The sequence below is a fragment of the Streptomyces poriferorum genome (assembly GCF_019399235.1).
Classification (GTDB): Bacteria; Actinomycetota; Actinomycetes; order Streptomycetales; family Streptomycetaceae; genus Streptomyces; species Streptomyces poriferorum.
In genome coordinates this window covers 25,383-47,024 of sequence record NZ_JAELVH010000009.1, presented here as the reverse complement: position 1 = coordinate 47,024, position 21,642 = coordinate 25,383, and the positions used below count along the sequence as shown (strand labels likewise).

The 21,642-nt window shown below is 69.3% G+C and carries 20 protein-coding genes; 1 reads left to right on the top strand and 19 read right to left on the bottom strand.

The window, feature by feature from the left end; translation table 11 throughout:
• Positions 1 to 14: 14 nt before the first annotated feature.
• On the bottom strand, positions 15 to 1,130 hold the full coding sequence (locus JGS39_RS03280) for an ABC-2 transporter permease (RefSeq protein WP_236062920.1): 1,116 nt from the start codon (positions 1,128 to 1,130) through the stop codon (positions 15 to 17).
• Positions 1,127 to 2,137 carry a non-homologous end-joining DNA ligase gene (gene ligD, locus JGS39_RS03275; RefSeq protein WP_219567151.1) on the bottom strand — a complete coding sequence of 337 codons (1,011 nt, stop codon included), beginning with the start codon at positions 2,135 to 2,137 and terminating at the stop codon, positions 1,127 to 1,129. The genes JGS39_RS03280 and ligD overlap by 4 nt, the downstream gene beginning before the upstream one ends.
• A gap of 97 nt (positions 2,138 to 2,234) precedes the next feature.
• Between ligD and JGS39_RS03270 the strand changes: the two genes are divergently transcribed.
• Entirely contained in the window at positions 2,235 to 3,299 is a 1,065-nt protein-coding gene (locus JGS39_RS03270; RefSeq protein ID WP_219567147.1) for an ATP-dependent DNA ligase, read from the top strand.
• 19 nt (positions 3,300 to 3,318) lie between these two features.
• On the opposite strand, the gene JGS39_RS03265 is transcribed toward JGS39_RS03270, so the two are convergent.
• From JGS39_RS03265 to JGS39_RS03185, 17 genes are all read right to left on the bottom strand, one after another.
• The gene (locus JGS39_RS03265; protein ID WP_219567146.1) at positions 3,319 to 4,596 is read right to left on the bottom strand and encodes a lytic transglycosylase domain-containing protein; all 1,278 of its coding nucleotides are present in this window, start codon (positions 4,594 to 4,596) and stop codon (positions 3,319 to 3,321) included.
• A 21-nt stretch (positions 4,597 to 4,617) separates the two neighbouring features.
• A complete protein-coding gene (locus JGS39_RS03260; protein WP_219567145.1) occupies positions 4,618 to 5,325 on the bottom strand; it encodes a hypothetical protein in 708 nt (235 codons plus the stop codon).
• Positions 5,326 to 5,372: 47 nt separating this feature from the next.
• Positions 5,373 to 5,903: an Rv1363c family protein gene (locus tag JGS39_RS03255; RefSeq protein ID WP_236062918.1), complete on the bottom strand. Its 531-nt coding sequence runs from the start codon at positions 5,901 to 5,903 to the stop codon at positions 5,373 to 5,375.
• Positions 5,904 to 5,981: 78 nt separating this feature from the next.
• Positions 5,982 to 6,701 (bottom strand): hypothetical protein, encoded by a 720-nt coding sequence (locus JGS39_RS03250; RefSeq protein ID WP_219567144.1) that lies wholly within the window; start codon positions 6,699 to 6,701, stop codon positions 5,982 to 5,984.
• On the bottom strand, positions 6,698 to 7,219 hold the full coding sequence (locus JGS39_RS03245) for an ARC6/PARC6 family protein (protein WP_219567143.1): 522 nt from the start codon (positions 7,217 to 7,219) through the stop codon (positions 6,698 to 6,700). The genes JGS39_RS03250 and JGS39_RS03245 overlap by 4 nt, the downstream gene beginning before the upstream one ends.
• Complete coding sequence (locus JGS39_RS03240) at positions 7,216 to 8,478, bottom strand: MCE family protein (protein WP_219567142.1); 1,263 nt, start codon at positions 8,476 to 8,478, stop codon at positions 7,216 to 7,218. Before JGS39_RS03240 ends, JGS39_RS03245 begins: the two co-directional genes overlap by 4 nt.
• Positions 8,478 to 9,683 carry an MCE family protein gene (locus tag JGS39_RS03235; protein WP_219567141.1) on the bottom strand — a complete coding sequence of 402 codons (1,206 nt, stop codon included), beginning with the start codon at positions 9,681 to 9,683 and terminating at the stop codon, positions 8,478 to 8,480. Before JGS39_RS03235 ends, JGS39_RS03240 begins: the two co-directional genes overlap by 1 nt.
• Positions 9,680 to 10,795, bottom strand: a complete 1,116-nt coding sequence (locus tag JGS39_RS03230) for an MCE family protein (protein ID WP_219567140.1) — start codon at positions 10,793 to 10,795, stop codon at positions 9,680 to 9,682. The genes JGS39_RS03235 and JGS39_RS03230 overlap by 4 nt, the downstream gene beginning before the upstream one ends.
• 1 nt (position 10,796) lies before the next feature.
• Positions 10,797 to 11,816 carry an MCE family protein gene (locus JGS39_RS03225; RefSeq protein ID WP_219567139.1) on the bottom strand — a complete coding sequence of 340 codons (1,020 nt, stop codon included), beginning with the start codon at positions 11,814 to 11,816 and terminating at the stop codon, positions 10,797 to 10,799.
• The gene (locus JGS39_RS03220; protein ID WP_219567138.1) at positions 11,813 to 12,844 is read right to left on the bottom strand and encodes an MCE family protein; all 1,032 of its coding nucleotides are present in this window, start codon (positions 12,842 to 12,844) and stop codon (positions 11,813 to 11,815) included. The genes JGS39_RS03225 and JGS39_RS03220 overlap by 4 nt, the downstream gene beginning before the upstream one ends.
• Positions 12,841 to 14,166, bottom strand: a complete 1,326-nt coding sequence (locus JGS39_RS03215) for an MCE family protein (RefSeq protein ID WP_219567137.1) — start codon at positions 14,164 to 14,166, stop codon at positions 12,841 to 12,843. Before JGS39_RS03215 ends, JGS39_RS03220 begins: the two co-directional genes overlap by 4 nt.
• Entirely contained in the window at positions 14,166 to 14,969 is an 804-nt protein-coding gene (locus tag JGS39_RS03210; protein ID WP_148016908.1) for an MlaE family ABC transporter permease, read from the bottom strand. Before JGS39_RS03210 ends, JGS39_RS03215 begins: the two co-directional genes overlap by 1 nt.
• A 3-nt stretch (positions 14,970 to 14,972) precedes the next feature.
• Positions 14,973 to 15,821: an MlaE family ABC transporter permease gene (locus tag JGS39_RS03205; RefSeq protein ID WP_219567136.1), complete on the bottom strand. Its 849-nt coding sequence runs from the start codon at positions 15,819 to 15,821 to the stop codon at positions 14,973 to 14,975.
• A complete protein-coding gene (locus tag JGS39_RS03200; protein WP_219567135.1) occupies positions 15,818 to 16,813 on the bottom strand; it encodes an ABC transporter ATP-binding protein in 996 nt (331 codons plus the stop codon). Before JGS39_RS03200 ends, JGS39_RS03205 begins: the two co-directional genes overlap by 4 nt.
• A 609-nt stretch (positions 16,814 to 17,422) precedes the next feature.
• Entirely contained in the window at positions 17,423 to 18,373 is a 951-nt protein-coding gene (locus JGS39_RS03195; protein WP_219567134.1) for a hypothetical protein, read from the bottom strand.
• A 78-nt stretch (positions 18,374 to 18,451) separates the two neighbouring features.
• Positions 18,452 to 19,999, bottom strand: coding sequence for a DUF6801 domain-containing protein (locus JGS39_RS03190; protein ID WP_219567133.1), 1,548 nt, complete (start codon positions 19,997 to 19,999; stop codon positions 18,452 to 18,454).
• 101 nt (positions 20,000 to 20,100) lie between these two features.
• Positions 20,101 to 20,733 (bottom strand): hypothetical protein, encoded by a 633-nt coding sequence (locus tag JGS39_RS03185; protein WP_219567132.1) that lies wholly within the window; start codon positions 20,731 to 20,733, stop codon positions 20,101 to 20,103.
• Between the last annotated feature and the right edge of the window lie 909 nt (positions 20,734 to 21,642).

The following is a 21,642-nucleotide window of genomic DNA, read 5'->3' as shown; positions in this document are numbered from 1 at the left end:
CGTACCGTTCGGCGTCAGGTGGCCGCGGCCGCATGCTCCGGCATGTGGTCGCGGCCTCCCGGGTGCCGGTGGCGCCACACCCAGAAGACCGTGATGGAGACCAGGCACCAGACCGCGAGCACCAGGAAGGGGAAGATCTTCTGGTGGCCCTGGTAGTAGACGGCGGTGTGCTGCGCGTTGACGGAGGCGCCCGGCGGCAGCCAGCGTCCGATGTGCCCGAGCAGTGAGGGCAGCAGCGGCCAGGACACGGCCCCGCCGGAGGACGGGTTGCCCAGCAGCACCATCACGCCCCAGGTCGGGAGCATGGCCCACCGCCCCATCAGGGTGTTGAACATGGTGAAGACCATGCCCGAGGTGAACATCGTGAACGCCAGGATCAGCCAGGACTCGGCGAAGGGCAGATCGACGGCGCCCAGCAGCCAGTCCACCACCGCGGCGATGGCGAAGGCTCCCAGCAGCGAGTAGGCGATGGTGAACGCGATCCGTTCCAGGGGGATCAGGCTCCTGGCGTGCACGCTCAGCTGGATGGAGCCGACGAAGCCCACGATCACGGCGGCGAGCGAGATGTAGAAGAGCGCGAGTCCGCGGGGGTCGCCCTTCTGGAGCGGCTTGACGTCCGCGACGGCGACGGGGATGCCCAGCGTGTCGCCCACCTTCACGGCGGATTCGGCGAGCAGTTGGGCGACGGCCGCGCCCGAGGCACTGGCCACGTCGAGCTCCACCCCGCGGCTGCCGGAGCGCACGATCGTGAAGACCTGCTGGTCCTCCAGCGCCTCACGCGCCGCGGCCGGCGTCCGGTAGACATGGATGACGAGGGAGGCGTCGAGGGCCTTGTCCATCGCGGCGACGAACTCCTTGCCGCGGGCCGTGTCCGGCTGGCTGACCACGGCTGTCGGAATCCGGTGGGGGGTCGGATTGGCCATGGCGTACGTGTACGAGCCGGCGAAGAGCCCCGCGGCCGCGGCGAGGATGAACAGCAGGACCGTCGCCGGGAAGTAGGGCGACTCCTTGTACGCCGCCCATTTCTCTCCCCTGGTCAGCGGCCTGCTGTGCGCCCCGTGACGTGCCTCGTGCGGTTCCTCGGGCCGCGTCCCGTGGCCCGGCTCGGGCTCCTGACCGGAGGTGCTCATGCTTCGCTGTCCTCGTCGTGGCGGGCGCGGCTGGGCTGTACGCGTTTCGGTTCGCCCGGCATCTTCGGGTACTCCGGCGGGTAGGGCAGGTCGCCCGGGCCGCCGTCGCTCTCGTGGCGGTCGGCGAGCTCCAGCAGTGAGTCGAGGCGGAAGGCCTCCTGGTCCATGTCCTCGTGCACATCGCCCAGTTCCGCGTAGCGCACGGGCATGGTCCTGATGTCGAAGTCGCGCGGCTCGGCGTCGTCGATCTCGTCCCAGCGCAGCGGGGCGGAGACCGGGGCGTGCGGACGGGGGCGTACGGAGTAGGCGGAGGCGATCGTGCGGTCCCTGGCCGTCTGGTTGTAGTCGACGAAGATCCGCTCGCCGCGCTCCTCCTTCCACCAGGCGGTCGTCACCCGGTCGGGCATCCGGCTCTCCAGCTCGCGCCCCACCGCGATGGCCGCCCGCCGGACCTCGGTGAACGTCCAGCGGGCCTCGATGGGCACGAAGACGTGCATGCCCCGGCCGCCGGAGGTCTTGGGCCAGCCGCGCAGCCCGTGCTCGTCCAGGACCGCGCGCAGCTCATGTGCGGCCCGGACGGCGTCGGAGTAGTCGGTGCCGGGCTGCGGGTCCAGGTCGATGCGGAGCTCGTCGGGGTGGTCGGTGTCGCCGCCGCGGACGGGCCAGGGATGGAAGGTGAGCGTCCCGAGGTTGGCCGCCCAGATGACGGCGGCGACCTCGGTGGGGCACATCTCGCGGGCGGACCGGCCGCTGGGGAAGGAGATCTCCGTGGTGGGGATCCATTCGGGGAGGTTCTTCGGGGCGCGCTTCTGGTAGAAGAACTCGCCCTCGACCCCGTCCACGAACCGCTGGAGCGTGGTGGGCCGGTTGCGCAGGGCACGCAGGATTCCGGGGCCCACGGCCAGGAAGTACTCGGCCACGTCCCTCTTCGTGTAGCCCTTCTCCGGGAAGTAGATCTTGTCCGGACTGGACAGCCGTACGGCCCGTCCCGCTGCTTCCAGCTCCACCGCTTTGCCCGCTGCTGCCATGTCGGCCACGGTAGGCGGGGCACACATATGCCGCATATCGGAAGACTCCGGTCGCCGCACGGTTCACAATCGGGGCATGGATCTGCCGGTGATGCCGCCTGTGAAGCCGATGCTCGCGAAGTCCGTGAAACGGATCCCGCCGGGCATGAGTTACGAGGCGAAGTGGGACGGCTTCCGGGCGATCGTGCACCGGGACGGGGACGAGGTGGTGATCGGCAGCCGTACCGGCAAGCCCCTGACCCGCTACTTCCCCGAGGTGGTCACCGCGGTCCGGCAGAATCTGCCCCCACGCTGTGTCGTCGACGGCGAGATCGTGGTGGCGTACGACGGCCGGCTGGACTTCGACCGGCTGAGCGAGCGCATCCACCCGGCCGACTCCCGGGTCCGGCTGCTGGCCGAGCAGACCCCGGCGAGCCTGGTCGCGTTCGATCTCCTCGCGCTGGGCGACGACTCGCTCCTGGACACCCCGCAGTCGGACCGGCGGACGGTACTGGAGGCCGCCCTGGCCGACGCCTCGGCCCCGGTCCACCTCGCTCCGTCGACCACCGATCCGGCCGTGGCGCAGGAGTGGTTCGAGCGGTACGAGGGAGCGGGCCTGGACGGGATCGTCGCCAAGCCGCTCGATCTGCCGTACCGGCCGGACACACGTGCCATGTACAAGATCAAGCACGAGCGGACCGCCGACTGCGTGGTGGCGGGCTACCGCTTCCACAAGAGCGGCCCGATCGTCGGCTCGCTGCTGCTGGGGCTCTACGACGACCGGGGAACCCTGCAGCACGTGGGCGTCTGCGCGGCCTTCCCCATGAAGCGCCGCGCCGAACTGGTCGGCGAACTCGAACCCCTGGTGACCGATGTCGCCGGGCACCCGTGGGGTTCCTGGGGGGATGCCGAGGCGCACGAGGGCTCCCGGATGCCCGGCGCACCGAGCCGCTGGTCGGGCAAGAAGGACATGTCCTGGGTGGCGCTGCGTCCGGAGCGGGTCCTGGAGGTGGCGTACGACCACATGGAGGGCGACCGGTTCCGGCACACGACCCAGTTCCGCCGGTGGCGGCCGGACCGCACCCCCGCCAGTTGCACGTACGCGCAATTGGAAGAGGTGGTGCGGTACGACCTGGCCGCTGTGTTGTCGGCGGGCGGCTGAGGCCACCGCCCGCCGGTGCTCAGTCGGCGGCCGGCGGCACCGATGCCGTGGAGCAGGGCTCCTCGGTGTCCGTCGGGTCGGGCGCGGGTGTCTCCGTGGTGCCTGTCGTGTCCGTCGGGTCCGGGGACGCGGGGTCCGTCGGGCAGCCGGGCTCCCCCGGGTCCGGCGGCGTGGTGCCGGGGTCGGGGGTGGTGCCCGGGTCGGGAGTCGTCGTCGGGTCGGGAGTCGTCGTCGGGTCCGGGCTCGCGGAGCCGGTGTCGGTGGGGTCGGGCGTGGTGCCGGGATCCGTGGAACCGCCGGGGTCCGGGGAGTCCGTGCCGCCAGGCGAGGGGCTCGTGCCCGGGTCGACGGTTCCCGGCGCGGTCGGGCGCGTGGAGTGGCTGGGCTGCGGGCCGACCTCGATGCCGCCACCGCCGTCGCTGTCGTCGCCCCCCGTGCCCGGCCCGCCCACGGGACGCTTCGGCTCGTTCGGGCTGCCGGCGCCGGGGCTCCCGGGCACCGTCCCCTGGCCGTCGGGCACCACGTGGACACCGTCGCGGTAGAACGACAGCCACAACAGCACGGTGCGCAGGTAGGTGTCCGAGTGGTTGTAGCTCAGGATCGCCCGGTCGAGGTCGGCGCGCACCGTCAGATCGCGGGTGCCGGCGCACAGATAGGCCCCGGCGGCCAGGGACGCGTCGTAGATGTTGCCCGGGTCGCTGCGTCCGTCGCCGTTGCCGTCCCTCGCCCAGTGCGCCCAGGTCGAGGGGATGAACTGCATCGGGCCGACCGCCCGGTCGTAGGTCTTGTCCCCGTCGTACGCGCCGCCGTCCGTGTCAGGGATGTTCGCGAACCCGGCGCCGTTGAGCACCGGTCCCAGGATCGGGGAGAGCGTCGTGCCGTGGGTGTCCACCCGCCCGCCCGCCGCGTGCCCGGACTCGACCTTGCCGATCGCCGCCAGTAACTGCCATGGCAGGCGACAGCCCGGGTCACTGCTCCTCAGCGCGCTCTCCGCCTTGCGGTAGGCGGCGAGCACCGTGGACGGGATTCCCGCCTCGGCCCAGGACTGGACGGCGGCCTTGCTCCGCTTGACGCCGGGCTTCGGCGGCTCGGGACTCTTCAGGGGCGGGAGTTCGGTGTGGTAGGAGTCGTCGTTGGGTATCTGCGACCACTTGACCTCGTCCGTCTCCGTTTTCTGCGGCCGCGCCTCGTCATGGGCGACGAGTCCCGGTGCCTGGGACGCGGTGAGGGCTGCCATCGCGGCGACGGCGGCTGCGGTGCCGCCGATTCCGCGGCGCATGGTGCCGTTGAACCTCATGCGTGCTCTCCTCTCCCCGGGTCACCGGGTGAACGTGTCGATGGCGGAGATCCGCCAGGCGCCGCCCCGGCGAACAGCGTCCACGGCGAACATGGCCGCGGCATACGTGGTCTCCTCCGACTTGCCCGTACGGGTGTTGCTCTGGTCGGCGAAGATGATGAGCCGGGCGCGGTCGCCGTCGAGCAGCTCCACCCCGCTCTCGGTGACGGTCGTGGTGAGGACCAGCTTCTGCTTCGGCGCCTGCGCCCGAACCTCGGCGAGCATGTCCTCGTGCTGCTGGACGGCCTTGCCCGTCAGGTACTTCTTCACCGCGGCGTCGGCCTTGGCGGGCGAGGCGTAGTTGTACGAGAAGACCGCGCCGACGGCCTCGGTGATCTGGCCCTTCACCTCGCTGGTGCGGGCGATGTCGGTGAGTGCGGTGTTCTGCCGGCCCGGATCGTCGTTCAGGGTGGCCGCCGAGGTGAACGCCCAGGCGGCGAAGGCGCCGAGGAGGACGGTGAGGGCGCAGAGCACAGCGGGCAGCGTGATCCGCAGACGGGGGCGGGGCCGGGGTGGCCGGCCGGAGGGCGGCTCCTTCTCCTCCTCCTGCTGTTCCGGCTCGTCCGGTGACTCCTCCGCGACCGTACTTGGTTCCACGGGCTTGCGAACGGGTGTGGGTGCGGCGGTGCGTTCGGCGGCGACGGTGGCCAGGCGACGCTGCCGGTTGACGAGGTGACGGGTCGTCGACATGTCCGGGGTCCTCTCGGTGCGGGGTGGGGAGTCGGTGACGTCGGCCGTCAGCCGGCGGTGTTGCCGACGGGTGCCTGGCCGAGGGCGCTGAGCTTCCACCCGTCGGAGGTACGGGTGAGCTGGCCCAGCATCCGGCTCTCCTTGACCGCGGGCTTGCCCTTGGGCGCGGTCACGGTCACCCGCAGCGCCACCATCACGCCCGCCTTTCCGGCCCGGTCGTCGAGCTCGGTGACCGCACCGGACAGCACCTTGGCCGTGCTGACGGTCTTCGCCTCCTGGATCTGCTTGACGAACCCGTCCCGTCCGTCGACCAGTTGCTGGTGCAGGTCCCCGGTGGTGGAGTCCTCCCAGCTGTCGAGCCCCTTGGCGAGCTGCTCGTGATCGAGCGTGTTCATGTTCTGCACGGCCTGCTCGCCGGCGGCCAGCGCGTCGTCGCGGACCTGGGCGTACGCCGCCGAGTCGTCGTGCGCCGCCTGGTACCGGGACACTCCGCCCCAGCCCGCGGCGCCGGCCGCCGCGACGGTCAGCACGATCGCTGCCGCCACCAGCGGGTTCCTCGTCATCCGTACCCGTGCCATCGCTGCCTCTCCCTGCCGGCCTGTCTGTGCTGTGCCTGGTGCCGTGTGGTGCGGTCGTAGGTGGTGCGGTCGGTCGCGCTACCGGGCGTCGATCTCCACGATCGTCCAGCGGCCTTGCCGGAGCCGGGCCGTGACCGACAGCTGCGCCGCCGCGGTGCTCGCGGCCTTGCCCTTGCGTTCGTAGACCTGGTCCATGAAGACCAGGAGGTGCGCGCTGTCGTGGGTCAGCCGGGTCACCCCGGCGCGCACGACATGTGTGGTGAGGGTGAGCTTCTGGTCGGCGGCCTGCTTCTCGACCTGGCCGAAGAGCGCCGCGTACTGCTGGAGGGCCTTGCCCGCGAGAAGTTGCTGCGCGGAGGCCTTGGTGGCGGCGGTGTCGCCGGGACCGTAGGAGAAGACCTTGCCGAGCGCGTTCGTCACATCGCCGGCGACCTGCGTGGTGGCGGCACTGTCCGTCAGCGCCTTGTTCGAGGTGGCGGGGGTGTCGCGGAGCTGCCGGCCCGCTACGTAGAAGGCGCCCCCGGCCGCGAGCAGGACGACGGCGAGCACCCCGGCCAGCACGCGGGGCCACCGCCGGGCGGGCCCGGCTTCGGTCTCTTCACCCCCGGGGGCACCCGCACCCGCACCCGCATCGGCACCGGCACCGGCACCGGCACCGGTGTCGTCGTCTCTCGCGCGCTCGGCAGTTCCGGGCACGCCGGCTTCCCCGGCCTCGGCGCCCTCGACATCCGTCTCGTCGGTCGCGACGTCCGTCTCGTCGGTCACGACGTCCGTCGTGGTCCCGCTTCCCGGCTTCATGCGCCGCCTCCTATGCCGAGCGCCGTGAGCGCCTTGATCTTCCAGCCGTCCCCGGTCCGGACGAGGGTGGCCTCGAAGCGTTTGCGCTCGGTGCCGGCCTTTCCGGTACGCGGGGTGACCTCGACGTCGACGGTGGCGATCATCAACGCGGTGCCCGTCCGTTCGTCGACTTCCGTGAGCGCCGCGTCGGTGACCTTCCCGCGCGCCGTGGCGCCGGACTTCTTCAGCTCGGCGGCGTCCTTCTCGCGGGTGCGCTTGAGCTGGTCGTGCAGCGGGCCGGTGGAAGCGTCGAGCCAGGCGGCGAGACCGGCGTCGATGCTCGCGCCGTCCTTGCCGTCGAGGCTGTTGAGCCGGGCCAGGTCCACCCTGCCGTCGGCCAGCGCGGCGTCCCGGCTCTTGGCGTACGCCAGGTCGTCGTCGCCCCGCGCCTGGGCGTACGACCAGCCGCCGAGGGCGCAGACGAGCGCGGCGACGAGGAGGACGGCCCAGCCGCTGAGGGTGCGGGTACGGGAGGTCATGCGCCGCCCTCCTGTCCCAGGCCCAGCAGTCCGGCCATTCCGCCGGCTGCTGGGGCGATGTCGGCCGGAGCGCCGAGCAGCCCGGGCAGCCGGCCCTCGGCGCTGTCGCTGAGGAGCAGCGTGCCGGGCTTCGCCGGTGCGGGCAGGGGGCCGCCCTTCGGGGCGTTCGCGCTGCCGCGGACGTTGATCCCGGTGCCGGGCGAGGAGGTGCAGCGGGCCTTGGTGTTGAGCGCGGGCGCGGGTGCGAGATCGAGCCCGTTGCGGTACTTCGTGGAGCCGTAGCCGGCGGTGCAGGGCAATGGCTCGAAGAAGGTGACCGACATCCCGAACCGGGCACCGTCCTCGTCGACCGCGCTGGCACCGGCCGCCGCGACGGCGGGGAGTTTCACGAGGAGTTCCTCCAGCCCGCGCTGCCGGGTGACGGCGACGTCCGACGTGGTGAGGAGGTTGGCGACGACGACCCCGAAGCTCGGGTCGAGGTCGCGCAGCAGCCCACTGATCTGCCCGGTCGCGTCGGGTCCGGCGGCGATGAGCTTGCGCAGGTCGGTGTCCGAGCCCTTCAGCTGGGCGGCCAGTTCCTTCGCGCCCGAGGCGAAGCCCTTGAGTGCCTCGCCCTGTTCGGCCTGGGTGCGCAGTACGGTCTCGCCGTCAGCCATCAGCTTGGTGTTGACGGGGAGCGCGTCGTCGGCCGCCTCGACGAACTCGCTGCCGGTGTCCAGGAGGACCTGGAGGTCGTCGCCTCGTCCGGAGAACGCGGTGCCGAACTCGTCGACCACGGTGCGCAGAGACTCCAGGTCGACCGAGGAGGCCAGGTCGTTGACGCTGGTGAGGACGTTCGTCACAGGCGCCGGGACGGTGGTCTCGGCCTGGTCGATGACCGAGCCGTTGGCGAGGAACGGGCCCTCGGTGCGGGTCGGCCGCAGGTCGACGTACTGCTCGCCGACCGCGGAGAGGCTGGCCACGACCGCCGTCAGGTCGTCGGGGATGGAGGGCGCGGACTTCTTGATCCGCAGCTCGGCCTCCACGCCGTCGTCGGTGAGCTCGATGGGACCGACGCGGCCCACGGAAACGCCGCGGTAGGTGACGTTGGAGTGGGTGAACAGGCCTCCGGTGCGCGGGAGTTGTATCTTCACCGTGTAGTAGTCGCGCATGCCGACGTAGTGGCCGAGGTCGGCGTAGCGCACGCCCAGATAGCCGAGCGCCAGCACCGCGATGATCAGGAACGCGATGTTCTTCAGCCGGATGGCGAGGGTGATCATCAGTTGCTCCCCTCAGGGGCCGAAGTCGCAGGGGTCGGAGTCGTCCGGGCGGAGGTCGTGGGGGCCGAAGTCGTGGGCGCGGAGGTCACGGGAAGGGGCAGCGGAAGACCCGCACCGGCGACCGCCTTCGCCCCCGCCGGGGGCCCCGTCTCCTCCGGCTCGTACGCCGGAATGATCTGGGTGCCGGGTTCTGCCGTCATGTCCAGGTACACGTTGAGGTAGTCGCCCTTCACGCCGCGCAGCACCTCGTCCGTGAACGGGTAGGTGAGCAGCACCTGAAGGGAGTCGGGCAGGTCGTTGCCGGAGTCGGCCAGGGCCCTGAGGGTGGGGGCGATGGCCTTCAGGTCGGCGATCGTGTCCGCCTTGCTCCTGTTGATGGTGGTGACGGCGACGGTGGAGAGCGTGTCCAGGGAGCGCAGCATCGTCAGGAGCGAGCCGCGCTGCTTCTCCAGGACCTTCATCCCGGGGCTGAGTTCGGTGAGGACCTTTCCGACGTCCTGCTTGCGGGTGGCGAGCGTGGTGGAGAGCCGGTTGACGCCGTCGAGCGCCGCGGTGATGTCGCCGCGGTGGTTGTCGAGGTTGGTGACGAGTGTGTCGACGCGCCTGAGCATGGACCGGACCTTGGGTTCCTGACCGGTCAGCGCCTTGTTGAGTTCGGTGGTGATGGTCTTCAGCTGGTTGATGCCGCCGCCGTTGAGGAGCATCGACAGGGCACCGAACACCTCCTCGACCTCCGGGTTGCGGTTGGTCCGGGTGAGCGGGATCCGGTCACCCGGGGCGAGGGTGCCCACGGCGGTGCCGCTCGCGGGGGGCGAGAGCTGGATGTACTTCTCGCCCAGCAGGCTCGACTGCTCCAGGTGCGCGTAGGCGTTGGCGGGCAGTTTGATCTGCCCGTTGACCTTCATGGTGACCCTGGCCTGCCAGGTGTCCGGGGCGAGGGAGATCTTGGTGACGCGGCCGACGGCGACGTCGTTGACCTTCACGGAGGACTGCGGGGCGAGACTGAGCACGTCCCCGAAGTCGGCCGTGATCTCGTACGGATGGTCGCCGAGGTCCGCGCCGCCGGGCAGCGGCACGTCCTCGATCCCGGAGAAGCTCGGGGCCCCGCATCCGGTGACGAGGAGCGTGCAGCAGAGGCCGAACGCGATCAGGGTGGATGCGCCCGTGGTCGCGAGGGCACCGGGTCTGCGCAGGGTCCGGCTCACTGGTTCGCCCCCTTCTTGTCGTTCCCGCTGTCCTGCGTCGTGCCGTAGACGGTGCCCACGGCCGGCAGGGGCAGCGAGGGCAGCGCCTGCTGCTGTTCCGCGTCGACGGGCGAGAGTCCATCGAGGCCGATGGACGACTCCGTAAGGGGACCGCCCATGCTGAGCTCGTTGAGGTCGGTCCGGCCGTTGAGTGTGCGGTTGGCCGGGTCGTACGCGTTCAGGACGTTGCCCGCCGACAGCGGCAGCGTGTCGAGCGATTCGGCCAGCGAGGCGCGCTGGTCGACGAGGGTCTGCGTGATCGGCACCAGGGCGTCGACGTTCTCCTTGAGCGCGCCCCGGTTGTCCTTGATGAACGTCTTGACCTGGCCGAGGGCGGTGCCGAGTTCCTTGAGCGCGGCCCCGAGGTTCTTCTTGTCGTCGGCCAGGAAGCCGGTGACGGAGTTCAGCTGGTCCTCGGCCGTCCGTACGTTGCTGTCGTTGTCCTTCAGCATGGTGGTGAACGTCTGGAGGTAGGCCAGCGTGTCGAAGAGGTTCCCGCTGCTCCTGTCGAGCGTCTTCGTCGCCTTGCCGAACTGCTCGATGGAGTCGCCGATGTCCTTGCCGTTGCCCTTGAGGTTCTTCGCACCGGTGTCCAGGAGCCCGGCGAAGGCGCCCTCCGCGTTCGCCCCGTCCGGGCCGAGCGCGGCGGAGATCTCGGTGATGGACTCGTACAGCTGGTCCACCTCGACCGGTGTGGCGTTCTTCTCGGCGGGCAGTTCGGCACCGTCGGCGAGGACCGCTCCCCCGGTGTAGGAGGGGGCGAGCTGCACGTAGCGGTCGGCGACGAGGCTGGGCGCGACGACGACCGCGTGCACGTCCTTCGGCACCTGGATGTCCTTGTCGACGCGCAGAACCACCTTGACGTCCTTGCCACGCGGCTCGACCGACTCGACGGTTCCGACCCGCACCCCGAGAATCCGCAGGTCGGATCCGGCGTACACGCCGGTCGCCCGGTCGAAGTACGCGGTGACGGTCGTCGTGCCCTCTTCCTCCATGGCCATCACACCGGTGGTGGCCGCGACGGCCACGACCGCGAGGCCGGCCCCGATGCCGATGATGCGGGTGAGTCTCATCTCAGCTCCCGCCTTCCTGCTTGGGAGGCATGCATCCGGTGGCCGGCGGGGTGTTGGCGGGCAGGTAGTTCTTCGGGACGACACCGCAGACGTAGTTGTCGAACCAGCGGCCGTTGCCGAGAGTGTTGCCGACGAGCCTGTTGTACGAGCCGGAGAGCGCGAGCACCTTGTCGAGGCTCTTGCGGTTCTTGTTCAGTACCGCGGTGACCCGGCCCAGCGCCTTGAGCGTGGGCTTCAGCTGCTTGTTGTTGTCGGCGACGAGCGCGGTGAGCTGGACGCCCAGGTCTCGGGTGCCGGTGAGCAGGAGGTGGATGGAGTCGCGGCGGGCCTGGATCTCGCCGAGGAGCAGGTTGCCGTCCTCGAGGAGGGTCTCGAAGCTGCTCTTCTTGTTGGCGAGCGTCTTGGTGAGCTGCTTGCTGCCCTTGAGGAGGGTCGCCAGCTGGGCGTCACGCTCGGACACGGTCCTGGAGAGGGCGGAGAGCCCCTTGGCGGCGCTCTTCACGTTCGGCGGGGAGTCCTTGAACGTGGCGGAGATCGTCTCGAAGCTCTTGGCGAGCTGCGCGGTGTCGATCTCCTCGATGGTCTCGCCGAGCCCGTTGAAGGCCTGCGTGACGTCGTACGGGGAGGTGGTGCGGCCGGCCGTGATGCGCTCGTCCGGGTTCTGGGGCGATTCGCCGAGCGGGTCCACGGCGAGGTACTTGTCGCCGAGGAGCGTCTTGATGGCGATGCCGACGGTGCTGGCGTTGCCGATCCAGGCGTCCTTGACCTTGAAGGTGACCTTGACCTTGGCGCCTTCGAGGGAGACGCCGGTGACCTTGCCGACCTTCACTCCGGCGATCCGCACCTCGTCGCCCTCGTCGAGTCCGGCGGACTCGGTGAAGTCGGCGCTGTAGGTGGTGCCGCCGCCGATGAAGGGCAGGGAGTCGGCGCGGTAGGCCCCGTATCCCAGGAGGGCGAGCACGAGCAGTCCGACGATGCTGACGGCGACGGGGTTGCGGTCGCGTACGGGCTTGATTCTCATGACAGGCACCTCGGCTGGGTGATCTCGATGCCGGTCGGCGGGGTGCTGCCGTCGCTGGTCGCCACTCCGCTGACCTTGGCTTCGCAGAGGTAGAGGTTGAGCCATGAGCCGTACGAGGCGAGGCGGCTGATGGCCTCCATCTTGGCCGGGGTCTTCTCCAGGAAGTTCTCGATCTTCGGGGAGTTGTCGGCGAGCCGGTCGGAGAGCCGGCCGAGCTGCTTGATGTCCTCCTTGAGCGGCTTGCGCCCGTCCTTGAACAGGTCGGCCGTGACCGTGGTGAGTGCGCCCATCGCGGTGACGGCCTCGCCGAGCGGCTTGCGGTCGCCCGAGAATCCGGTGACGAGTGCCTGGAGGGTGTCGACCAGGTCGTTGAAGCCGGCTTCGCGGTCGTTGACGGTCTTCAGGACCGTGTTGAGGTTCTTGATCACCTCGCCGATCACCTTGTCCTTGGCGGCGACTGTGCCGGTCAGCGATCCGACGTGCTGGAGGATGCTGTCGATGGTGCCGCCCTCGCCCTGGAGCACCTGGACGATGGAGCCGGCCAGCTGGTTGACGTCGGGCGGGGAGAGCCCTTCGAAGAGCGGCTGGAAGCCGTTGAAGAGCTGGGTGAGGTCGAGGGCCGGGGTGGTGCGGGAGAGCGGGATGGTGGCGCCTGCGGTGAAGCTCTCGCCGACGGGGCCCGCACCCTGGTCGAGGTCGATGTAGCGCTGGCCGACCATGTTGAGGTACTTGATCGACGCGGTCACCGAAGCCGGCAGCTTCCGGCTCTTCCGCACGTTGAAGCGGACCTCGGCGAGCCGCCGGTCGGCCACCTCGATGGACTCGACCTGTCCGACCTTGACGCCGGCGATCCGGACGCTGTCGCCGACGATGAGTCCGGTCGCGTCGGTGAACCTGGCCCGGTACGAACGGGTCTCGCCGACACCGGTGTTGGCGATGGAGAGACCCAGCACCGTGGTGGCGAGGACCGTCACCAGGATGAAGACGATCGATTTCGCGAGCGGTCCCGCGAGGGAGCGGCGCTTCACTTGAGCTTCACCTCCACGCCGCGGAAGGCCGGACCGATGAGCACGCTGCTCCACTCGGGCAGGGCCTGCGGCCGGACCTTCAGTGAGGGAGCGACCAGTTCGTTCACGAGCCTGCTCTCCTGCGGGGAGTTGGGCATGCCGAGGGACGTGTCGGCCGCCGGGACTTCTTCGGGGGCGATCGTCTCCGGATCCGCCGTACCGCTGTTGTCCGCGGTGGTCCGGGCGTCGGCGGTCGGCACGGTCCGGCCGACATAGGGGACGGAGTAGCAGTGGGGTCCGCCGGTCGAGTTGTAGACCGGGGTGTCCTTGCCCGCCACGTACTTCCCCTTGGAGGGCACGGCCTTGAGCGTGACGTGGAGCCCCGGCCGGTCGGTTCCCTTGCCGAGCGCCTTGTCCATGGCCGGCACGAACCCGGCGATGGTACGCAGCGTGCAGGGGAACTCCGACGAGTACTTCGCGAGGGTCTCCAGCGTCGGCCTGCCCGAGGTCGCGAGCCGGATGAGGTTGTCCTTGTTCTTCTCCAGGAACGCGGTGAGGTCCCGGGCGGACGCGGTGGTGGAGCCGTACAGGTCGGCGAGTTCGGCCTGCTGTTCGGCGACGGTTCCGCTGGTGACGGTGAAGTCGTTGAGCGCGTCCAGGACGTCGGGTGCGGCGTCCGCGTACAGCGCGCTCACTTTGACCAGTTGCTTGATGTCCTCATTGAGCGTGGGGAGTTGGGGGTTGAACTTCTTCAGATGGGCATCGAGGGTGACCAGGGTGTCGCCGAGCTTCTCGCCGCGGCCCCGGAGTGCCTGGGAGACCGCGTTGAGCGTGGCGGAGAGTTTCTCCGGCTTCACCGCGGTCAGCAGGGGCAGGACGTTGTCGAGGACCTCTTCGAGTTCGAGGGCGTTGCTGGAGCGGTCCTGCGGGATGACGGCGCCGGCCCGCAGCGTCTGCGCGGACGGTACGGCGGGCGGCACGAGGGCCACGAACCGTTCGCCGAACAGCGTGGTGGGCAGCATCTGCGCGGTGACGTCGGCCGGGACGCGGTCGAGCTTGTCCGGCTTGATCGCCAGGGTGAGGCGGGCACCCTCACCGTCGGCCGCGATGCTGCGGACCTGGCCGATGACGACACCGCGCAGCTTCACGTCGGCGTTGTCGTGCATCTCGTTGCCCACGCTCGACGTCCGTACGGTGACGGTCGCGTCGTGGACGAAGTCCTTCTCGTACACGGAGACCGAGACCCAGATGAGTACGGCGGGCACGAGGAAGAACGCGACCCCGGCGGTTCTGCGGCCGGCGGTCCTCACGGCCCTGGTGCTCCTTGTGGTCGGGGATGTCATCAGCCGGCCACCTTCACGGTCGTCGTGGCGCCCCAGATGGCGAGCGAGAGGAAGAAGTCGGTGACGCTGATCAGCACGATCGCGTTGCGCACCGAGCGGCCGACGGCCACGCCCACTCCGGCGGGCCCGCCGGTGGCGTGGTAGCCGTAGTAGCAGTGCGCGAGGATCACCATCACGCTGAAGATCAGCACTTTGAGCACCGACAGCAGCACGTCCTGCGGGGAGAGGAAGAGGTTGAAGTAGTGGTCGTACGTGCCCGCGGACTGCCCGTTGAACAGGACGGTGACGTAGCGGGAGGCGACGTACGAGGAGAGCAGCCCGATCGCGTACAGCGGGATGATGGCGACGACCCCGGCGATGATGCGGGTGGTCACGAGGTAGGGCATGGAGCGCACGCCCATCGACTCCAGCCCGTCGATCTCCTCGTTGATCCGCATGGCGCCGAGCTGCGCGGTGAAGCCGGCGCCGACGGTCGCGGAGAGAGCGAGGCCTGCGACGAGCGGTGCGATCTCCCGGGTGTTGAAGTACGCGGAGATGAAGCCGGTGAAGGCTGCGGTGCCGATCTGGTTGAGGGCCGCGTATCCCTGGAGTCCGACGACCGTGCCGGTGGCCAGGGTCATCGCGATCATGACGCCGATGGTGCCGCCGACGACCCCGAGTCCGCCGCTGCCGAAGGCGACCTCGGCGAGGAGCCGCTGCACTTCCTTCAGGTAGCGGCGCAGGGTCCGGGGAATCCAGACCAGGGCCCTTACGTAGAAGGTGAGTTGGTCACCCGATCGGTCGAGCCAGCTGAGCATCGACATCGGTCAGCTCCCCTTCGCGGGGACGATCTGGAGGTAGATCGCCGTGAGGACCATGTTCACGAAGAACAGCAGCATGAACGTGATGACGACGGACTGGTTGACCGCGTCGCCGACCCCCTTCGGTCCGCCGCGCGGGTTCAGTCCGCGGTAGGCGGCGACGATTCCGGCGATGAAGCCGAAGATCAGGGCCTTGATCTCGCTGACGTAGAGGTCCGGCAGCTGGGCCAGGGCGGAGAAGCTGGAGAGATAGGCGCCCGGGGTGCCGTCCTGCATGATCACGTTGAAGAAGTAGCCGCCGAGCGTGCCGACGACGGAGACGAGACCGTTCAGCAGGACGGCGACCAGCATGGTGGCCAGCACGCGCGGGACGACCAGGCGCTGCACGGGCGAGACGCCCATGACCTCCATCGCGTCGAGCTCCTCACGGATCTTGCGCGATCCGAGGTCGGCGCAGATGGCTGAACCCGCCGCCCCGGAGACCAGGAGCGCCACGATGATCGGGCTGGCCTGCTGGATGACGGCGAGGACGCTGGCGCCGCCGGTGAACGACTGGGCGCCGAGCTGCTGGGTGAGCGAGCCGACCTGGAGGGCGATGACCGCGCCGAACGGGATGGAGACGAGGGCGGCGGGCAGGATCGTGACGCTGGCGACGAACCAGAACTGCTCGATGAACTCCCGTACCTGGAAAGGCCGTCGGAAGGTCTCGCGGCACACGGTCCCGGCCAGGGCGAACAGCCTCCCGGTCTCGCGCAACGGGGCGGACAACCGGCTCGGGCGTCTCTGCTCGGGGGCCTTGGCCGGCACCCGGTCCACCGGCGGCTCGGGGGGCCGCACCGGCATGGGTGCCGTCACGGGCGACCACCGCCCGCGGCAGGACTGTAGCTGTTCAGGATGGCGGTACGGGCGGCCTCCGGCAGCTGTCCCATCATCGACATGACCCGCTCCCGGCGGCGCAGGGCGCCCTGGCGCACCGGGAGGCCCGGCGAGGGCTCCAGCTGCGGGACGACGGTGCGCGGGGCGTTGGCCGAACTGATGCCCTGCCCATAGCCGTTGAGCTCCTCGGCGGCGAGGGTGGCGGCGTCTTTCTCCTCGGACATCCCGATGGGGCCTTCGCAACGCCCGGCCAGGAACTGGTTGACCACGGGCAGATCACTGGTGAGCAGCACCTCGCGCGGCCCGAAGGTGACGAGGTTGCGGCAGAACAGCATCCCCATGTTGTCCGGGACCGTGGAGGCGATGTCGAGGTTGTGCGTGACGATGAGCATCGTCGCGTCGATCTGGGCGTTCAGGTCGACGAGGAGCTGGGAGATGAACGCGGTGCGGACCGGGTCGAGTCCGGAGTCGGGTTCGTCGCAGAGGATGATCTGCGGGTCCAGGACGAGCGCCCGGGCCAGGCCGGCCCGCTTGCGCATACCCCCGGAGATCTCGCCGGGCAGCTTGTCCTCGGCGCCCAGGAGGCCGACCACGTCGATCCGCTCCATCACGATGCGGCGGATCTCGGATTCCTTCTTACGGGTGTGCTCCCGGAGCGGGAACGCGATGTTGTCGAAAAGCGACATCGAGCCGAAGAGCGCACCGTCCTGGAACATGAGGCCGAACAGTTTGCGGGCTTCCATGATGTCCCGCTCGGAACCGTTCACCATGTCGACGCCATTGACGAGGACGCGGCCCTGTTCAGGTTTGAGCAGACCGATGATGGATTTGAGAAAGACGGTCTTTCCCGTTCCTGACGGGCCGAGCATGACGCTCACCTCGCCGGCCGGGAGAGTGAGGCTGACGTCCTGCCAGATGTTCTGCTTTCCGAAGGATTTCGTCAGGCCTTCCACGACTACTTCGATTCCCATCGGCCCTCCCTCGACGTGTCGGTGAACGAAGTCATCAGTCAGCACTCCGGCTCTGAGAAATCCAATGGCGGCTCGTCACACATGCATCAGGAGGCGCACGTTATGTCCGCCGAAACCGCCAGGACAAGCCGTTGAGCAGCGGAGATCGGTGAATCGATGGCTCAGGTCGGACCACTTGTCACTGATTGACAATCCCACTCGGTGGGCTTGTCAGAATCTGCGCACCTGGCCCCGGCCTTCGGTCCGGTGGTCCGGACCCGCCAGGAGCCCGAGCCTCACGCCTTTCGGACAAGATGGCTGTCGCCCCCCTCAGTGCGGACGCTACGGCCCGGTAACCTGAGTTCGCAATACTGGTTCATGAACTTTCTCGACCGGTATCTCCGGGTGCGGATTTCTTGTCCCGCAGTGAGCAACGGGCTTTCGAAACCTATCCGGATGTGAGTTGTTTCCGGAGGGCCGGGCGCTTCGAGCGGAAACGATTCGCCGCCCCTGGGCAGGACGCAGCCCGCCCCGGCCAGGAGTGACCTGACCGGGGCGGGCGCGAACACGGGACGGCATGGGGCACGCACGAAGTGACAAATCCGCTTCGGCCGGCCCGGGAGGGGCGGGTTACTTCACAGCGGAATGCCAGTTGTCGGAAAGAATCTTTCCGGCGTCGGGTACGACGGCGCCGGGCGCGGTCAGGCCGACGGTGTACGTCGAGGCGTTGTTCAGCACCAGGTTGTTCTTTCCGGACCCCGCGGGCAGCCCGGTCTTGAGGTCGAGCACACCGTTGAGAAGGCCACCCAGCCCACAGCCGCTGGACTTGGGTACGGAGAAGGTGCTGTCACCCTGGGAGGCGCCGGTCAGGGCGAACTGGATCAGCGAACCCTCCGGGTTCGTCGCCCCGTTGGGATCGAACAGCGTCACGCCGAGCTCCGGCTGGCTCAGATTGCCCGGGTGCAGCACGATCGGGTTGGAGGACGAGCCGAGGTAGCAGCCCGAGCCGAGGAACGGGTTCTCCAGGTGGATCCTGATCGGCAGGGAGACGATCGGTCCGGAGCTGAGTCCCGCCACCAGGTCGAAGTCCTTCGGCGCTCCCGCCGACTCGACCGTGGCCGTGACCTTGTTCAGTGTGCCGTTGGTGATCTGGTTGCAGATGGACGTCACGAACGGGATGTCGCTCGGGCACATCAGCCCGATCAGACCGCCGGGAATGGTGGTCCGGTCACTGATGATGGACCCGGCGGCCGGCGGCACGACGCTGTAGGTGCCCTCGGCCGGGTGCTGGACCACGCCGAACTGGAGATTGGTCGCCCCGGTCGTCGCGGTGGTGTTGCCGAGCTTGATCGTGCCGCTGGGGGACGTCGAGGTCACGCACAGGGCGATCTCGGCATCGCCGTCCGTGGCCAGCATGGCGGGAGCGTCCACCGGACACCGGTTGAACGGCGCCCAGTTTCCGTTGAGCTGAGGGGCCGCCGCTGCCGCACCGGCGGGCGAGGCGATCACCGGTACGACCAGTGCCGCGGTGGCCGCGGCCGCGAGAAGGCCGGTTCGCCAGCTCTTCAGGACAGGTCTCATTGTTCCTCGATTCGTTTCGCGCATCAGTGTGGAATGCCGGACGCGGTGCGATAGGGGGCCTGCGCGGGACGAGCCGGTTCAGCGCTCCGCGACGGGTACGTTGACGGGCTGCCCCTCAGGCGTGCAGTACGTGGGGTCGGCGCTCACGGTCGCGCACGGAGCTCCCTGGGTCTGCTTGACGTAGCCGGACTCGCCGGAGATGGACGCCGTGAACAGACTGTCGAGGTCCTCACCGGCGGTTCCGCATCCGCTGAACGGCGGGATGGTGACCGAACCGGTCAGCACACCACCGCTGACCAGGGTGTATCCGTCGATGACGCCCTCCGGCGTCATGGTCATCCGCCCCTCCAGCGTGAGGCGGAAGGGCTTGCTCGTGCGGCACGAGTCCCCGACGTCCATCGGTACGCCGTTGACCTCGACATCACGCAGCCGCAGCATGAAGTCCATCGTGATGACCGTGATGTTCTTGCTGGAGTTGTTCGAGAGATCGATCGCGATGTCGGACTTGATGTTGGGGACGAGGAGGCCGTCGCCGCCGGTCTTCGGCGGTATCTGGGTCATCTCCATGACCGCCGTGGTCGGCATGAAACCGAAGGTCAGGAACGTCCCCGAGGCCGGTGGGAGCTGTGGTTTGCCCTGGTAGTCCAGTACCACGGCGGAGTCCTGGTACATGTGGAGGAAGCCGGGCTGGGAGAAGTCGGGGCGGGTCTCCCCCTGGGTGATCTGCGCGCAGGCCAGCGGGAACTTGGTCGCGCTCCTGAGTTTCGTCACGTCGGCGTAACCGGTGACGTAGGCGACCATGTTGAGCCCGTCGTTCGGGTCACCCACGCAGGGAGGCGCCGCTTCGGCCGCGGCCGACGGCTCCTTGCGCGCGCCGACCTCGGGCGCGGCAAGGTCCTTCGGCCTGGCCTCGGCCTTACCGCTCCCGGTGTCACCGGGCCAGGTGGGCTCCGGCGTGATCCCGGGTTCCTCGCCCGTGATCCGCACCTTTCCCAGACCGGTCGGCTGATCGGCCTCGGGGGTGCAGGCGAGTTCCGTGGCGGCCGGTTCGACCGCGGTTCCTCCGGCCGCCGTGGCTGCCGGTTCGACCGCGGTTCCGTCGGCCTTTCTGGGCGTCAGCACACCCGCGAGCCCGAGGGCGTCGAATGTGAGGTCGCCCGCCGCAAGAGGCCTGACGAAGGGGACTTCGCCGGCCGATCTCAGGGTCAGCGGCCCCGAGGCGGGAACCGGCACAGCGGTGCCGGTCGTGCCGAGCCACTCGGTCTCCGTACGGTGGCCCTGCTGCCCGACCCGGGTGGTGAGCCGGGTCTCGGCGCCCAGCGTGACCGCGCCCGCCCCGGCCAGTTCCTTGACCACGGCATCCGGAAGGGTCACCTCCGTCACGACGTCGGTGGGCGTGATCCTCTCACCGGCCCTGGCGGAGTCGGGAACAGTCGCGGTGACACCCACCTGGACCTGCTGCTCGCCCGATGCGAAGTCGCAGGTGTACACGAGGTGGGCATCGATCTCGTGATCCCCGGCCGTCGCCTGGGCTCCTGGCAGCATCCCGCCCAGAAGCACCGCGGTCGCCACGACCGCACCGCGTGCCGTGGTTCGGCGCCGGACCCCCGGCGCGAGGATGGGCATCACTGACGCTGTCTCCCTTCGGGCGAGCCGGACGGCGGCTCGCGCGGCGGGGAGCTCCCCGCCGCGCGGACCCGTTCCGGCCGGATCGTGCGGTGGCCGGATCAGCTGTAGACGATGGTCGGCTTGGTCGTGCCGCCGGCCGGGGTGACCGCCCCGTAGGAGGAGGTGAACGTCGGGACGTCACCGACCTTGGCGATGCCGCTGCAGCCGCTGGCGCTGATCGTCGCGACGGACAGCTTGTAGGTGGCGTTGTTGGAGACCGCCAGCTTGCCGGTGGAGTTGGTGTAGGTCGCCGCGACCCGGCCCGTCACCGTGAAGGTGCAGGTGAGCACCTTGATGGTCGCCTGGACACCGTCGATGTAGCCGCTGGTGACCCCACCGCTGTAGGTGTTGGCCACCAGGCGCCACGCCGGCGAGGTGTTGGTGGTCGGCGTCACGGTGCCGAACGGGCTGGTGCAGCCGCTGAACGTCAGCGGGGCGATCGTGCCCACCTGGACGTTCGTGGTGCCACTGGCCGAGGTCAGCGTGCCGGCGGCAGCGGACCCCGAACATGTCATCGGGATGCTGTTGAGGGTGAGCACCGCACTGGTGGCGGTGGCCGAGAACGTCTCGGGCGACGAGGGACCGACAGTCCACACGGCCGTGGCGCCGGCCGTTGCTGCGGGGGCGGCGAGAACGACAGCGGCGACGGTGGCGCCTGTCGCGACCACGAGCCTTCTGAGGGAGTTGCGCACAGTAGTTCCTCCGATTCGACAATGCGGGTGCACTGTTGTGGGGACGCACCAGGAATCCTGCGCCGAGGCAGGAAGTGCGGGATGAACCGTGTTGCGTGAGGGCCGTGCCCTGTTCAGCCACACACGTTCTGTGACAGGCCGGGACGTTACTTGCGGGAAACTTTGAGCACAATCCTGCTGGTCAAGATTCTCCGTAAGAGATTTTTTCCTCGTCCGCAGGTCACTAATTCAATTGAACGGCTTAGCACTTACTGCGCAGTTTCCCGGCCACGGACGGGGGCCGACCCCGGCCACCCGAGCCGGCACATACACGCACGCCCCCACCGTTTCGTGCGGCCAGGGGCTCGCGCATCACTGGTCAAGCGAGGCGGAGCCGGCCCCGTACCGAATGTGCGCGGGCCCCGCACACGGGTGCCACCCGCACGGCAGCACGAGATCCGCGAGAGGCCGACAGCTTGGGGGGAGGCCGCCGGGACCCGCGACGTCTCCGGGCCACCCAGCCCGGTCCGTGACGGACAGTAAGGCCGGCGTACCGGTGGCCGGCCGGGCGCGAATATCGGAATGTGCGCCTCCGAAAACTCTCCCGGCGCGCGAGCCCCCATGCCAGGACGCCGGAAATCCCCGAGCACACGGCGGTTGCGAACGGTACAGGACACCTGCCGCACCCCCTCCCCGGAAACCCTCCGGAGGCATGCGGATTCCCGACTCCCGGAGCACTCGGCGACGAATCGGGCCGAGCCCGCCCAATTTCCCCATTACCCAGGGTTACTTAATTGTCGCGAGAGGAGTAAGCGGCCGGAAAACATTGTCTTGAAGTGAGTATTCGCGCCCCACCTGCACGGAAGTACCACAACGCGGTCAGGATGTGTGGCCCCTGCACTTCGATCTTGTTCAAGTGGTGTGCACGAT

Bases quoted from the DNA above. Each gene is read 5' to 3' on its own strand.
- JGS39_RS03265 (WP_219567146.1), bottom strand. From the start codon at position 4,596: ATGAGGTTCAACGGCACCATGCGCCGCGGAATCGGCGGCACCGCAGCC.
- JGS39_RS03215 (WP_219567137.1), bottom strand. From the start codon at position 14,166: ATGACATCCCCGACCACAAGGAGCACCAGGGCCGTGAGGACCGCCGGC.
- JGS39_RS03255 (WP_236062918.1), bottom strand. From the start codon at position 5,903: ATGGCACGGGTACGGATGACGAGGAACCCGCTGGTGGCGGCAGCGATC.
- JGS39_RS03200 (WP_219567135.1), bottom strand. From the start codon at position 16,813: ATGGGAATCGAAGTAGTCGTGGAAGGCCTGACGAAATCCTTCGGAAAG.
- JGS39_RS03270 (WP_219567147.1), top strand. From the start codon at position 2,235: ATGGATCTGCCGGTGATGCCGCCTGTGAAGCCGATGCTCGCGAAGTCC.
- JGS39_RS03240 (WP_219567142.1), bottom strand. From the start codon at position 8,478: ATGATCACCCTCGCCATCCGGCTGAAGAACATCGCGTTCCTGATCATC.
- JGS39_RS03225 (WP_219567139.1), bottom strand. From the start codon at position 11,816: ATGAGAATCAAGCCCGTACGCGACCGCAACCCCGTCGCCGTCAGCATC.
- JGS39_RS03230 (WP_219567140.1), bottom strand. From the start codon at position 10,795: ATGAGACTCACCCGCATCATCGGCATCGGGGCCGGCCTCGCGGTCGTG.
- JGS39_RS03280 (WP_236062920.1), bottom strand. From the start codon at position 1,130: ATGAGCACCTCCGGTCAGGAGCCCGAGCCGGGCCACGGGACGCGGCCC.
- JGS39_RS03260 (WP_219567145.1), bottom strand. From the start codon at position 5,325: ATGTCGACGACCCGTCACCTCGTCAACCGGCAGCGTCGCCTGGCCACC.
- JGS39_RS03245 (WP_219567143.1), bottom strand. From the start codon at position 7,219: ATGACCTCCCGTACCCGCACCCTCAGCGGCTGGGCCGTCCTCCTCGTC.
- JGS39_RS03210 (WP_148016908.1), bottom strand. From the start codon at position 14,969: ATGTCGATGCTCAGCTGGCTCGACCGATCGGGTGACCAACTCACCTTC.
- JGS39_RS03190 (WP_219567133.1), bottom strand. From the start codon at position 19,999: ATGCCCATCCTCGCGCCGGGGGTCCGGCGCCGAACCACGGCACGCGGT.
- JGS39_RS03250 (WP_219567144.1), bottom strand. From the start codon at position 6,701: ATGAAGCCGGGAAGCGGGACCACGACGGACGTCGTGACCGACGAGACG.
- JGS39_RS03195 (WP_219567134.1), bottom strand. From the start codon at position 18,373: ATGAGACCTGTCCTGAAGAGCTGGCGAACCGGCCTTCTCGCGGCCGCG.